This window comes from Halothiobacillus sp. (assembly GCF_028710545.1).
In the GTDB taxonomy this organism is placed as follows: domain Bacteria; phylum Pseudomonadota; class Gammaproteobacteria; order Halothiobacillales; family Halothiobacillaceae; genus Halothiobacillus.
The window spans coordinates 1-12,619 of the sequence record NZ_JAQTTX010000061.1 but is presented as its reverse complement, the minus strand read 5'-3'; the positions used below and the strand labels follow the sequence as shown (position 1 = coordinate 12,619).

The window sequence follows — 12,619 nt, the reverse complement described above, 5'->3', positions numbered from 1 at the left end:
AAATGATTTTTTCTCGAAGGTCAGCCATGTTCACATCGCCGGGTACTTTGCTTTTGCTTGAGTTCATGTGTTTTCCTTTTGGTAAATGAGATTAACGCTCGATCTGCTGATCGAGCCCATGACCGCGCTCTTTGGTCGCAAGCTTGCCCAACCCATCGGCGCCATAGTTGATGGATGCAAATGAACCCAGCGCCGGAATAATATCCAGCTTGGCCGGATGGTGTGCCACCACCTGATCTCGACCCTCGGCATCCTTGCCGAATTTGGTGTACACGGTATCCGGCTCAACGGCCAATACCTTGCCCATGACTGAGCGGCGGTTTTGTTGCACCAGGTCATCCATGTCAATCACGGCATAACGCTGGCCGCCCAGCTCAATATTCTTATCCCGAATCGCCCGCCCGCGCTCATCGTTGCCATATTGATTTTCATAGCCAAACCGGCTGTTTTCACCGACTTCGACATCGCCTTCCATTCGCGCCTTGCTCATGGCAACGGCTCGATGCTCGCCTACCTTGACGATCACCGTGCCACCATCTTCACCAGCGACCGTGCCGACATACGACATGCCATCGTCCACTGCTTTTTCGATGACAAGATTCTGGCCGGTAACGAGCTGATCAAATTCCGTTTTTTTGTCTGGCTTTGAGGCTTGGTCTTCTCTTGCTACCTCGACTTTCGCACGATCAGGTATCAAAGTCGTGCGTTCTCGGGTGCTGAGCTTTTCAACCATTTCACCCATGGTTTGATCGACCTGTCTGACCGCATCCGGTTCAAAACCCATTTGAGCTAAACGTGTTTTGGTGGCTTGCTCCATCAGCGAAACCGCTTTGCCAAGCTCATTCAGGGTGCCTTCTTGTTCAGCCACTTCCAGCATTTGATCAAAAGTGCCATCTGTTAAAAGAGCGTTTAGCCCCACGGTCGGCCTCGCATTCAAAGCAGATGAAAACAAATCTCCATGAATACGGTTGCTGGCGACCTCCATGAGTTCTGGATGACCATTCAGAGCCTTTTCGAATTGCTCAAGGATAATTGTGGGATTTGCGGGTTCAATTTCAGCAGCAAGCCGATCATCACTGCCGATTGATTGCTGCCAGGGCGCTTCACCCCGACCCATAATGCTCAACACCTCTTCGAGCAACTGCTTTTGATTTGAATCAGTCATAGAACCCCCCATCAATTCCCGATTGAGCAATCAACGGAATAAATCTTTTGATATGCCTTGGCCTGCATCATCTGCGTTTGTGCATACATGAGCTGCATGGTGTCGGAGGGAACCGTGGTTGCGTGTTGGCTGTATAGCTTCTCCATCGTGGCTTGATTTTCCGGGGTGATATAGCCGTAACCGGCATAAAATTGAACCGAGCCCACATTGCCAATACCACCTCCATTCAACATGACCTGGCGAGCCACCGATTGGCAAATTGTTCTATCACCGCTGAATACCGTGAATGTTTGATGTCCACCTGCGCCAATAGCGGCTGGCTCATATAGCCCGCTTCTGTAGGCTTTCCACCCCGATCCTGTATACATTCCTGACATAGTGTTGTTGATGCCAATGCCTACATAATAGGCAGTGGGTTGCCCGATCCCACCAGTCGGATTGATGTTAACGGTCATCTTTTGACCGACAAGTTGAGGATTGTCCGAGTTGTCGTAAATATCCGTTACAACTGAATTAATCGCTCCGGTACCATAGGTCTGGCTTTCTGTGAAGCCACCCCAATATTGTCCATCCGCACTTGCTGTACCGATTTCAAGAAAGGCTGCTGCCATTACCATCACCAGTGAAATTCGCTTCATCGTGTAAAACCCCGTTGTCGTTGACGATCACCAAGCCAAACTGCCGTTCCGTTCTCTATCCGCATCACACCACGCTGCACCATGGCCGCTTGTGTGGTGGCAAGGGCGATTTGGCATTCACCAATCCATCCGCCCAAACCCGTAGGTGTCACGGCGTAACTGCCTCGCGCCAAGGTGGCCGATACAGATAAGAGGCGTTTCGGATCGCGCGAAAATGATTCGGCATCTCCTTCTTGATACACCCCGATACCGGATTTCAGATTTTGCACATGCACGGTGGTACCAACCTTCTGATACTGGTTGGTGTTCAGGTAATAAACGCGGCCATCCACGGCCTCAATCAAGGCATAAGGCTTCATCTTGGTTTCATCCTCGCCAACGCCCACCACGCGCCCGAACAGGCGTTTAGCCAGCGGTTCACGGCTATCCAGATAAACCAAGGGCATTTCTGGGTCTGATAAGGTTTTGCCATGCTGGAATTTGGTTTTGAGTCGATCTTCAGACATTTGCCGCACCCGCAACGCCTGCTCAAAATCCCCCCGTATTTCCCATTCCATACCACTTTGTTTTTTTACTAAACCCATGTGCTCAAGATGGGTTAATCGCTTGATCAGGCGTGACCGATCTGACTCTTTGATTTTAGTGTTTTTGAAATTAATGGTATTAGGTTCTTCGTGATGCCAATGTTTCACGGCAGATAATGCAGTTGCCTGTTTAATTAATTCACGATCAAGGCCCGTAAATCTATTTTGATTAATCTGTCTGTCCAGAGATTTAATAATATCGGCTTCTTGTCTGTAACCAATATGCTGGGTGGCAATATTCTGTGATGATTCGCGTAATCCAGATTTAATGTAATCGCGCGGGATATTAATCTCATGGCCTGACTTATCCATTCCACGAATCGCTACATGTACATGCGGATTGTCCGTGTTGTAATGATCGACGGCCACCCATTCAAATTCACAGCCTAAATCATTCTGCATTTTTGCCATGACATCTCGGGTGTATTTTTTCAGATCCATCTTGTCCCCGAATTCGGGGGAGATAATCATTTTGAACATGCGCGGATCGTCCGCTGTTTGCCAATCTCGCAAAGTGCTTACGGCATCTAGCGCTCCGTTCACACCAAAGGCACCGCCACCCACCTCAAGGGCGGAATCACGGGCAATATACTTACCATGCGCAGCCCATTGCCCTGGCGCACGATTGGGCGAATAGGTCAGGCGAATAGCTACCCGCTGAAAGTGATTTCTCCCCTCCTTACCCTGTACCCTTTGCCGGAATCCACCGCCCAATCGGCTATTTCGCCCAAAGGTTTGTACCGCCCGCAATAGTTTTGCAGTCTGCTTGCGTTGAAGACGCAACGAATCCCTGTCTTTGATGCCTTTCATAAACCATTTGAGCGGGCTTTCTCGCTCGGATGATGAATTTCCGTCCGAAGTTTGCGTACTACGCAAAGAATCCCTGTTGCTCATGGCTTTTCCCCACCAGATACAAAACCGCTGCAAAAGTTTGCGTAGCACGCAAACACGCCACCGACCCGCGCTAAAAAGTTTGCGTACTACGCAAACTTTTGGCCTAAATCGACGAGCGGTTCCAGAATGACCAGCTCGAAATTGCTTGTTGAGCAGTGGTTGGTAAATACCGATGCACTTCTTCCTCGGCGTGACGATCCAGCCGAATAACATCAAGCACATCATCGAAAAGCGTCTCATCAAGCGCGCGTAATTGATTCAAGTCAAAGGGATGGTCGCCCCCATTGAAAATGCCAATGATGAACGCGCGCAGTATTCTTGACTGCCCACTCTTGCCAGTGGCCGCCATGTAGACGCGGTGCAAAGCAGGTATGCCGTTTCTGATGGCCTCACTTTTGGCCGCTTCTATTCTTTGTAACTCGATAGCAAGAGCATCAAGGTTATTCATCACACACCTCCAGAGAAATATTGCCGATACAGCAGGCATTGCCATGCGCGTAAAAACATGGCTCCGTATACTTCGGCTTCCGCACTGGTTTGAATAAAGGGACCAAACTTTCTTGCCGCTCGCCAAGCTTTAACCCATTGCTCGCGCGTGGAATATTCGTAGAGCGACCAGGATTGTTTGCGTAGTACGCAAACTTTTTCATGGCTGTTCATGGTCGTTTTCCTCGCTCGTCAGAAAGGTTCGCGCCACCTCGGTGATGCCGAAGTCATCAGATAGCCCCCGATGGATCGCCGTGATGATTTCGTCGTAACGCCTCTTAGCCTCTTGTCTTGCAAACTCTCGATTAGCTTCTTGAATCGGTGGGGTGTGCGTGAGGTAGGTGCGAAGAAAAATATCGATTGCCGATAAAGTCACCTGCTCGGTTGAATTCAATCGCCGCATCTCCTTGGTGAGGTAGTGCAGCGTATTCACCAAACGGCGCTCAAATTCGAGAATGTGGTTTTCCATCGCCGATGCTCTTTGCGTGCTGCGCAAGTCGGTTAAAACCATTTCTCTCAATAGTGACGATGTGCTTTTCTTCTCGCTATTTGCCAGCGATTTCAGCATGGCACTTTCTTCTTCCGTCACCCTCAGCCTGATTAAAGCGGTTTTTGCAATTCCGCGTGATTTCATAAGCCCTCCATGCTTGCGTAGTACGCAAACTTTCTGTGATTTTCCGTAGCCTTTTGTGCTACAAAATCAACGCTATCAGGCCACACCGGAATTCAGCATTAGATCAACGCTCGCGAGGATTTAAGGCTAATACCTGTACCACACCCTTTATGTTCCACTAACATTCCCAGTAGCCCGTTTCATCGTTTTGCCGTTTTATTTACTTCTGGGGATTTGGATAGCGGCCTGTTATTGATTTTGGTCTTGCTGATTAATTCGCCAAAGCCGATAAGGTATTCATGGAACTGCGTTCAAATTCGTTTTCCACCGGTTCATCCACAGAAATTGTGGATAACAAGTTTTGGAAGTTTGCGTACTACGCAAACTTTGAGGGGTTCGATGAGATGGATGAAATGTTTGCGTAGTACGCAAAGTTCTCAAGCATCCAATGACTTTTAGGGAAGAAAGTCTTTGACCAGAAAGCCTGAATTCCTGCCTGCTAGCGTATCCCTTGAAGGGTCACTAATGACTTTTCAGGAGAGCCCCGATGAAATTCGACGCATCAGAAATCAACCGTCTTCGCGCCATTCCACTGACTGCCGTGCTGGAACAATTTGGCTGCGAACCCGACCCGGCTGATCCCAAATACCAGTTCAAAAGCCCGGTTGGGCGGTTATCTATTGATCGGCAAACCAAAACACGGTTCTATGCCCACGACCTTGGCATTGGTGGCGGTGGCGCACTGGATTTGGCTCAATTGCTGCAAACATCCCAACTGGACAAGCAGGATCGGGAGGCTTTCAAAAATGCGGCTCAGGTATTGGGTGGAGAAATTACGCCACAAGCCATCGAACGAGCGCAGCAACAGGATCGGGCAGATAAAGCCACTCCCAGTGAACCGCCTAAGCGTTCCGATGAGCCAAAGCATATCCAAGCAGTCAAAGACTACCTGGTTGACGATCGAAAGCTATCGGCTGGCTGGGTCGATCGACTTTTCGAACAAGGCAAAATTTTTGCCGGGGTGAGCCCACAAGGATTTGTGAATGCCTGCTTTGCACTGGACAATGGCTCCATCGAGCAGCGTGGGCTGAGTGAAAAACCTTTTCATGGCGTGGCTGGTGAAAAGGGGTTCTGGACGCTCAATATTGGCAAGCCAGAACGCGTGGTTTACGTGGAATCTGCCATTGATGCCGTGAGTTATGCCGAAATAGCCTATAAAAACAAAGAACGGAATTTCTCAGTGGTATCCATCACCGGCTCATCGCGTGAAAAGCTCCAAGCTCATGTGCTTGAACAAACCAATAACGGCTTGAAAATTGAATCCGCCTTTGATTTAGATAAAGCTGGTGATAATTACCATAAACGAGTTTTGGAGGTTAATCCTGATGCGACAAGATTAAAACCAACGATGGGAAAAGATTGGAACGATCAACTCAAAGTCACGAAAATAATGCAGCAAAATCCAGAAGTAAGAAAACAGGTGGATATTGAAATCAATAATCGGCGCCAAAAATCGGTATCGCGTTAATGCGTGATGCCAATGTATCAAAGGTTTGAAGGGTAGGGGGGGCAAACATGAGTTAGCTCAGATTGAATGATTGTTTGTAGAACTAGCCGCATATCCTGGTCAAGTTGAATACCCGCAAGTTAAAAGCCCAACTCGCGCCCCAAGCCTGCTGTACCGTTTGAAATCGCCTGCGCGTTGTGCTGCCACCATTTCGGCGGTCAGGCGCTCAATTTCTGCACGTACTGAATCAGATGGCGCGGTTCTTCGAGTGGGCAATGGGCTTTGGAAATCGTTTTTATGGCGTTCACGCGCCGCAGCCAACTGGATGCCTGCCTCGGGGATAAATTCACCGCTGAGCACACAATCCACGAGCTTTCGCACATACCCCGATGGGGTTTTTACTCGCTCCAGTCGCGCCGCCAATTCATCAACAACTGCTTGCCTTTGCTCGGCAGGGCAGCGCTGCAAGTGGTGGAAGATTGCGGTTTTATCACGATCCCGTAACCCGTCGGGGAAGTTCAATTTTTCTTCCCAAGAAGCCGATTGCGAAACCTGCTCAGCCACTATATCGGTCGGCGGGCTGGTGGGTATCTCGTGCTGGGGTAGCTGATTGGATACCACTGGAGCCGAAGAGTATCCACCACCACAAACCACGGTTTTGTCATAAACCACGCTCAATTCGTCAGTAGTTGTGGTTGTTTGTATTTGTTTGATATTAGATGTTAGATGTGTGTCGGGTTTTGCGGATTTTCTGGGTTTTTGGGTTTTTGGAATCACACTCAAACCCGCATCAGAAATGGGTTTTGTTTCGTGTCGGGTTTGTGTTGGCTTCGTGTCGGCTTTATTCCGGTCAGAAGAGTGCGCATCAGCCCATCCATGATTTTTTGCGTGTGGTAAAAAATAGACTAGATACCCGTCCTTATCCTCAATGCGCTCAATTAGCCCGGTGCGCTCCAGCCAACCAAGCAAGCGGCGAATCTTGGATTTGTCTGGCCGGGTTGCCTTCATGCCCTGATGGGGGAAAACCTCAAGCAGCTCGCACAACATCAAGAGGCTGATCCGCCGCGCCGCGCCACCCACAATGGCCGTGGTGTAATCCATGTAACGGCGCAGCCCTCGTAGGTATAACAATTGAGCCTCTACAGGTAAGCCGTGCAGCAAGTCATCCTCATGCGAGGTAAAACAGGTATACATCGTCCTCATGCCGCCGCCTCCTGGCTTAAATCCTCACACGGCCACCACATGAAGTGATTCCGCTCGATCGTTAAGCGCCGATACACCGGCCAGATTTCGCCAAGGTTTTCGCCGTAGGCGCGAACCTCTCGCAAGTCCTGGTCCGGTTCTGCCCGTTGCGCTTCAATTCCTTCCCAAAACGCCGGTAAAAAATCGGCGGGGTATAAACCCGCCGCCTCGCACCAGAATCCCGCGCCACCCGCATCCATCGATGCCGATTCAATCCAGCGCTCAAGGCTTGTCCACTCACTTGCCCAGCGCGTGGATACGGCAACGCAGGCCACCACATGGAATAGGTCTTCCACCAGTGCCTTGGTCAAATGCTCGTCTTGCAGGAACGCAACCACCAAAATGGGCACAAGTGCCGGGTCAATCGGTGGTCGTGGCGTGCGTTTCTTGCGCGTCTTGGCTACGGTTGAGGTGCTGAATAAGTCCAGAAAGAGGTGGGATGCGTCGTTGCGGGCGGATTTTTGCCGCCTTGAGCGCGAGCGCGGACGCGCTTCTGTTTCTAATAAATCTCCAAAAATGGCGGGATTCGGGATTTCGAGACAAAGCTGCCCCTTACCCCAATTGCGGGTATGATCGATGTTCATGGCACGCATTCCTTGTGATGGTGGATGGGCGTGATGTGATTGTTGTGCAGTTTTCTGCACTTGTCAAGGGTTATATGTGCAAAAAAGATTACAGATAGGTGCTCGACTTAAAGAAGAGCGAACTCGATTACGGCTTTCTCAGAGTGAGATTGCCGATAGCTTAGGTGTGTCTAGAAGGTCAGTAATTGACTGGGAAAAGGGTGGAGCCACCCCGAATGCAGAAAATATTTCTGATCTGTATGATTTTGGCGTCGATGTCCTCTACACCCTCACCGGGCGGCGCGAGCCTGAACCGTTTTCAACTGAAGAAAAACTCTTGGTCGAACGCTACCGCGCTGCCGATGAAGCCACGCGCTACCGGATATTAAGCAGCCTGCTGGAAGGCAAAACTGTTGCTCAAGCCGCCACAGATTCCAACCAAGTCACTCAAACCATCACCGGCATGGCCGGACAAGTGGCTGGTCGGGATATAAAAAACAAAGGATGAGCGCGTTACCTCTTCGGGCCTGAGTTGATAGACACCATTGGAGACATGCAGCCCACCGGAAAGCGCCTCCATTCTGGGCTGTTGCAAAAAATCCGCTAAACGACCGTTTTTCGTCTCTTGAGTGTTTGCCATTGCTTTGGCACTGTAGTAACATGGCTACATAATTCAAACATACGAGGTGTCGCTATGACCATTACCACCTTATCAAGTCGCGAATTCAACCAAGGAGCGAGCGAGGCAAAGCGGGCTGCAAACAACGGGCCAGTGTTCATCACCGATCGAGGCCGACCAGCCCATGTGCTTATGTGCTTCGAGGACTATCAGCGGCTCACAAGGCAGCGGCGCAACATTGCCGATGCGCTGGCTATGCCAGGGATCGCCGACATCGAGTTCGAACCGCCGCGCGTGACCATCGAACCCCGGCCCGCTGATTTCTCATGATGTTTGTTCTCGATACCAATGTGGTGTCCGAACTGCGCAAGGTGCGGTTTGGTAAGGCCGATACGAACATGACGGCATGGACGGAAAGCGTTGATGCCGCTGACCTCTTTGTGTCGGCCATCACCATCATGGAACTGGAGCTTGGCGTTCTGTCGATTGAACGTAAGGACGCGACGCAAGGGGCCATGCTGCGCTCGTGGCTGGACCAGCACGTATTGCCCGAGTTTTCCGGCCGCACGCTGCCTGTTGATACCGCCGTGGCACAACGCTGCGCCCGGTTGCATGTGCCTGACAAGCGTGGCGAGCGTGACGCGCTCATTGCAGCAACAGCCCTTGTGCATGGCATGACGGTGGTCACTCGCAATGTCGCTGATTTCAAGCCAACCGGTGTGGCCATCATCAATCCGTGGGAGTCTCAGCAATGACACACAACAAGAAACATATCCAACGGCTGCCCGTAGAGATTCAGCCCGTGATCGACGACCTGGAAGCGGCCGCTCGACCGCCTGATCTCATAAGCAAAAGCAATACCGTGAGGGTCAGGCATGGAACGCAAACCAAAAGACGGTTGCGGATTTAAAAACCCTCAAGCGTTGTTAGTTCAAGCCTTGCCGCTTATCGACCAGCTGTGCGGGCATGAGTGATTTTCAACTTTAGTCTGAAATTAAATACCGTTGCGCATTATTGCCTTCAATGTGTTTTTTGATATATTTCGGTTTGCAGGGAATGAACCCATTTCCTTGGCATTCCGTTTAACTTGAAAAGGAGTTCGAGATGCGCCTTCTTCTGGCTATCTTCCTACCATTCGTAGCATTCTTCACCATTGGCCGTCCCATAGCCGGGATTCTCTGCCTGTTGCTGCAAATCACCCTGATTGGCTGGCTGCCAGCTGCCATCTGGGCGGTTTATGCACTGGGTCAGTACAAAACTGATCGAAAGATCGAAAAAGCCATGGCAAATGCGGGGCGGTGATTATGTCAATAAATACCGTTTCGCAACTAATTGAAAGAGCTGCTCAAGTGGCTGGAAGGGATATTAATATCACAATCAATACCATCCATAATCACTTTACCAACGATGAAGTGTCATCAAGCGATCATTCAAAAAAAAAGTAACTCCTCCGTCCTAAGAGAACAGGAGGATGGCATCCTGTTTGATATAAAAGATTTCATTTGATTTATTCGCTTCTGATGTCAATTCCCGATCCATGCTGAATCCTGTATGCACAGTCATACAGGAGAACACCATGCTTGATGAAGTCACCCAGCGCCGGTTGCTGGAAAAACTTGAACGTGAAGGCGGCGAGGTATTTATTTCGGCGCTCAAAAACCCCGATGTCATTGAAGTTATGCGCAATTCTGATGGCCGCCTTTGGGCGGACTTTTCAGGCGTGGGCATGAAATGTTTGGGGGAAATGGCCGCTTCACGCGCCGAATCGATTTTATCCACCTGCGCCTCGATGCTCGGCACCGCCTTGACTCGTGAATGCCCCATTCTGGAAGGCGAGTTTCCGCTGGACGGCTCGCGGCTTCAGGGGTTAATTTCGCCCCTGTCTTCTACCGCCGTATTCGCCATCCGCAAAAAAGCACTCAAGGTGTTTACCCTTGCCGACTACATCGAACGCGGAATCCTTGCGGAACACCCCGCAGAACCCCAGGATTTTCTTTCCCCAATCGTTCCTTCTATGCAAAGTCACGCCGCAGATTGGTTGAATATGGCGCTATCAACGCGCTTGGAATTTGCGATTCGGGAAAAGATGAACATCTTGGTTGTCGGCGGTACCGGATCAGGCAAAACCACGCTGGCCAATGCGTTGCTGCATTCGTTATCAGAGCAATGTCCACATGATCGAATCGTCGCCATTGAAGACACGATGGAGCTACAGGTGCGCGTGGAAAACGCCGTGCTGCTCCGTGCATCCGAACAAGTGCCCATGTCGCGTTTGCTTCGCGCTACGATGCGCTTGCGACCCGACCGAATCATTGTGGGCGAGGTTCGCGGTGGCGAGGCATATACCTTGCTCAAGTCATGGAATAGCGGTCACCCCGGTGGCCTGGCCACAATTCACGCCAACAGTGCGGAAGAGGGGTTGGATAAGCTCAGTCAGTACATCTTCGAAGCGCCGGATGCCCGGAATTTCTCGCATGACATGGTGGGCAGGATGATCGCCAGTACCGTTAATGTGGTGGTATTTATCGAACGAACTTCAATGGCACCGGGGCGGCAAGTCAAACAGGTCGTGCGCGTGCGCGGCTTCAAGGATGGCCGGTTTATGTTTGAGGGGTAGTCGGTAAAATTGAGGACATGAATCGCCACATCAATAATGGTAACGACAGGCAGTTGAATCGTCCGGGACTCTACACCTAACGACGCTGTAGAAAAACCCCTTGAAGGGGTGAAAACAGTCATTTTCAGGTGGCGCCTTGACCCTTCCAGACAGGACGATAATCGATTACAGAGCGTTTTGGGAAGCCGGTTTTTACTCATGGTCATGAATTTTCTTGCCAAGGGGGTTTTTCTACAGCCTCAACGGCTGAATTGAGGGGCCGCGCGCTTTTTGCGCGGTCCCTCTCGGATGATGTGTTCGGCCATGGAACTACAGTTGGCACTAATTTGTGTGCGTCCGACACAGAAGGGGCCGAACGTTCAAATTCACCCGACGGTGGAAGCGGGCGAAGCCCGCTGTAGCCGGTCGGGTGGAATGCAGTGTTAGCTTTCACTTGCGGTCAGTGCTGAGTAACGATGATTGGCGCACCTTTCGTGATGATCATCGTATGCTCGTACTGTGCAGACAGGTTCCCACTCGATCCTGAAAGTGTCCAGCCATCAGCCTCTTCTGTAACGACGCGGCTTTTTGTTGACAGAAACGGCTCTATAGTAATGACCATGCCTTCTTTGAGAATTCGCTGATCTGACGGATCGAAGTACCCGGCAATATGCTCTGGCTCCTCGTGCAACGCCCGACTGTAATACCAACGAAACCACTCGTCCAATGCGTTTCAGTCCAACAATGTCATCTTGCGTTTCAATGGTCATGTGAATTCCTTGTGAAAGCTAACGCTCGCGGTAAGCCGCGCCGGAGTGCAAAGCACGGAGGGCACCCACAAGCGTAGCTTGTGGGCGTCGGCTTGACCAACTGGTTAGGCTGCTGAGCGAAGTAGAGGGCGTTGAAAACACATGAAACTCCAAGTTCGAACTGAGGCATTCAAATCAGAAAGTTTGCCGCCTTGCAATTTTCTTGGACTGCCTAAGGCTCTTGATATATGTGACCGATTCATAGTGGGCGTCAAGTGGGACAAAGATTCCGTTTTCTTGGGCCCATTTTTTTAGCCCTTCGTGACAGGCACTTTCCCAAGACAGAACCTCGACTTTCCAGCCCCTTGAGTGCATTCGCTTGAGATCAGCGAAAAACCCCTTTCCTTCATGTGCTCCTGCGCCATCACCTGTTAGAAGAACCGCAACGCCTGGATCAAGATCTAACGCAGCACGAAGCATGTGGACTTGGAGGGCTTGATCGACTGCTTGCTCCTTGCCGGAGTCCTCGCCGCGTTCGAAAAGCTCCAAGTCAACGCCAACGTCGCGCAGTCTTTTCCATAGATCTTGCAACTCGGGGGGTTGAGATCCGACGCATACGCCTGCAACTACTTTCCTTCCGGCGCGAGCAAGGTCATAGAGGTGATCAAAATTGATGCGTAGATCCCTGCCAACTGTTGCCCCATCCTTGTCTCTTGCAACATCCTGCGCAGGTACGTAAATATTGGAGTTGTCCCAGAAGATGCATACATCTTTGGTCTGCTTTTCCGTGGTCATTTATTGACTCCCGATAAGGATCTGGTGTTGTTGCATGAGAGGCCTAACGATAAAACTAAGCGAGCTGCGCTTTAGCGCAGTCCGCTTGAGTGTCTTGTTAGCCGTTTCTTGTTAAATTGCATCTAATATCTTACTTATTGATTTATCTGGTTTAACCTTGAATGGCTT

Annotated in this window: 16 protein-coding genes; 6 read left to right on the top strand and 10 right to left on the bottom strand. The window is 50.5% G+C overall.

Annotation, left to right across the window (positions count from 1 at the left end; all coding sequences use genetic code 11):
* Positions 1-91: 91 nt before the first annotated feature.
* The 6 genes from PHD44_RS11025 to PHD44_RS11000 form a co-directional block, all read right to left on the bottom strand.
* Positions 92-1,165 (bottom strand): hypothetical protein, encoded by a 1,074-nt coding sequence (locus PHD44_RS11025; protein WP_300191591.1) that lies wholly within the window; start codon positions 1,163-1,165, stop codon positions 92-94.
* A gap of 11 nt (positions 1,166-1,176) precedes the next feature.
* The gene (locus PHD44_RS11020) at positions 1,177-1,803 is read right to left on the bottom strand and encodes a hypothetical protein (protein ID WP_290680292.1); all 627 of its coding nucleotides are present in this window, start codon (positions 1,801-1,803) and stop codon (positions 1,177-1,179) included.
* On the bottom strand, positions 1,800-3,281 hold the full coding sequence (locus PHD44_RS11015; protein ID WP_300191588.1) for a DUF3363 domain-containing protein: 1,482 nt from the start codon (positions 3,279-3,281) through the stop codon (positions 1,800-1,802). Before PHD44_RS11015 ends, PHD44_RS11020 begins: the two co-directional genes overlap by 4 nt.
* Before the next feature lie 103 nt (positions 3,282-3,384).
* A complete protein-coding gene (locus PHD44_RS11010) occupies positions 3,385-3,729 on the bottom strand; it encodes a hypothetical protein (RefSeq protein WP_300191586.1) in 345 nt (114 codons plus the stop codon).
* Positions 3,729-3,941, bottom strand: a complete 213-nt coding sequence (locus tag PHD44_RS11005) for a hypothetical protein (protein WP_290680286.1) — start codon at positions 3,939-3,941, stop codon at positions 3,729-3,731. The genes PHD44_RS11010 and PHD44_RS11005 overlap by 1 nt, the downstream gene beginning before the upstream one ends.
* On the bottom strand, positions 3,928-4,401 hold the full coding sequence (locus PHD44_RS11000) for a hypothetical protein (protein WP_300191582.1): 474 nt from the start codon (positions 4,399-4,401) through the stop codon (positions 3,928-3,930). The genes PHD44_RS11005 and PHD44_RS11000 overlap by 14 nt, the downstream gene beginning before the upstream one ends.
* A 580-nt stretch (positions 4,402-4,981) precedes the next feature.
* On the opposite strand from PHD44_RS11000, the gene PHD44_RS10995 reads away from it, so the two are divergent.
* Positions 4,982-5,908, top strand: coding sequence for a toprim domain-containing protein (locus PHD44_RS10995; RefSeq protein ID WP_300191579.1), 927 nt, complete (start codon positions 4,982-4,984; stop codon positions 5,906-5,908).
* A 99-nt stretch (positions 5,909-6,007) separates the two neighbouring features.
* On the opposite strand, the gene PHD44_RS10990 is transcribed toward PHD44_RS10995, so the two are convergent.
* A complete protein-coding gene (locus PHD44_RS10990; protein ID WP_300191578.1) occupies positions 6,008-6,856 on the bottom strand; it encodes a hypothetical protein in 849 nt (282 codons plus the stop codon).
* Between the two features lie 230 nt (positions 6,857-7,086).
* The gene (locus PHD44_RS10985) at positions 7,087-7,713 is read right to left on the bottom strand and encodes a hypothetical protein (RefSeq protein ID WP_300191576.1); all 627 of its coding nucleotides are present in this window, start codon (positions 7,711-7,713) and stop codon (positions 7,087-7,089) included.
* A 76-nt stretch (positions 7,714-7,789) separates the two neighbouring features.
* Between PHD44_RS10985 and PHD44_RS10980 the strand changes: the two genes are divergently transcribed.
* The 5 genes from PHD44_RS10980 to PHD44_RS10960 all read left to right on the top strand — a co-directional run bounded on the left by PHD44_RS10980 (position 7,790) and on the right by PHD44_RS10960 (position 10,928).
* Entirely contained in the window at positions 7,790-8,200 is a 411-nt protein-coding gene (locus tag PHD44_RS10980; protein ID WP_300191574.1) for a helix-turn-helix transcriptional regulator, read from the top strand.
* 186 nt (positions 8,201-8,386) lie between these two features.
* The gene (locus PHD44_RS10975; RefSeq protein WP_300191571.1) at positions 8,387-8,641 is read left to right on the top strand and encodes a type II toxin-antitoxin system Phd/YefM family antitoxin; all 255 of its coding nucleotides are present in this window, start codon (positions 8,387-8,389) and stop codon (positions 8,639-8,641) included.
* Entirely contained in the window at positions 8,638-9,066 is a 429-nt protein-coding gene (locus PHD44_RS10970) for a type II toxin-antitoxin system VapC family toxin (protein WP_300191569.1), read from the top strand. Before PHD44_RS10975 ends, PHD44_RS10970 begins: the two co-directional genes overlap by 4 nt.
* A 349-nt stretch (positions 9,067-9,415) precedes the next feature.
* Complete coding sequence (locus PHD44_RS10965) at positions 9,416-9,613, top strand: YqaE/Pmp3 family membrane protein (protein WP_300191567.1); 198 nt, start codon at positions 9,416-9,418, stop codon at positions 9,611-9,613.
* A gap of 274 nt (positions 9,614-9,887) precedes the next feature.
* On the top strand, positions 9,888-10,928 hold the full coding sequence (locus PHD44_RS10960) for an ATPase, T2SS/T4P/T4SS family (protein WP_300191564.1): 1,041 nt from the start codon (positions 9,888-9,890) through the stop codon (positions 10,926-10,928).
* 439 nt (positions 10,929-11,367) lie between these two features.
* Here PHD44_RS10960 and PHD44_RS10955 read toward each other — a convergent pair whose 3' ends face one another.
* The gene (locus tag PHD44_RS10955) at positions 11,368-11,634 is read right to left on the bottom strand and encodes a M24 family metallopeptidase (protein ID WP_300191562.1); all 267 of its coding nucleotides are present in this window, start codon (positions 11,632-11,634) and stop codon (positions 11,368-11,370) included.
* A 217-nt stretch (positions 11,635-11,851) separates the two neighbouring features.
* On the bottom strand, positions 11,852-12,451 hold the full coding sequence (locus PHD44_RS10950; RefSeq protein ID WP_300191560.1) for an NYN domain-containing protein: 600 nt from the start codon (positions 12,449-12,451) through the stop codon (positions 11,852-11,854).
* Positions 12,452-12,619: the final 168 nt, after the last annotated feature.

Coding starts and splice junctions, on each gene's coding strand:
- PHD44_RS10960 (WP_300191564.1), top strand. CDS start 9,888: ATGCTTGATGAAGTCACCCAGCGCCGGTTGCTGGAAAAACTTGAACGT.
- PHD44_RS11000 (WP_300191582.1), bottom strand. CDS start 4,401: ATGAAATCACGCGGAATTGCAAAAACCGCTTTAATCAGGCTGAGGGTG.
- PHD44_RS11005 (WP_290680286.1), bottom strand. CDS start 3,941: ATGAACAGCCATGAAAAAGTTTGCGTACTACGCAAACAATCCTGGTCG.
- PHD44_RS11020 (WP_290680292.1), bottom strand. CDS start 1,803: ATGAAGCGAATTTCACTGGTGATGGTAATGGCAGCAGCCTTTCTTGAA.
- PHD44_RS10950 (WP_300191560.1), bottom strand. CDS start 12,451: ATGACCACGGAAAAGCAGACCAAAGATGTATGCATCTTCTGGGACAAC.
- PHD44_RS10985 (WP_300191576.1), bottom strand. CDS start 7,713: ATGAACATCGATCATACCCGCAATTGGGGTAAGGGGCAGCTTTGTCTC.
- PHD44_RS11025 (WP_300191591.1), bottom strand. CDS start 1,165: ATGACTGATTCAAATCAAAAGCAGTTGCTCGAAGAGGTGTTGAGCATT.
- PHD44_RS11010 (WP_300191586.1), bottom strand. CDS start 3,729: ATGAATAACCTTGATGCTCTTGCTATCGAGTTACAAAGAATAGAAGCG.
- PHD44_RS10970 (WP_300191569.1), top strand. CDS start 8,638: ATGATGTTTGTTCTCGATACCAATGTGGTGTCCGAACTGCGCAAGGTG.
- PHD44_RS10975 (WP_300191571.1), top strand. CDS start 8,387: ATGACCATTACCACCTTATCAAGTCGCGAATTCAACCAAGGAGCGAGC.
- PHD44_RS10965 (WP_300191567.1), top strand. CDS start 9,416: ATGCGCCTTCTTCTGGCTATCTTCCTACCATTCGTAGCATTCTTCACC.
- PHD44_RS11015 (WP_300191588.1), bottom strand. CDS start 3,281: ATGAGCAACAGGGATTCTTTGCGTAGTACGCAAACTTCGGACGGAAAT.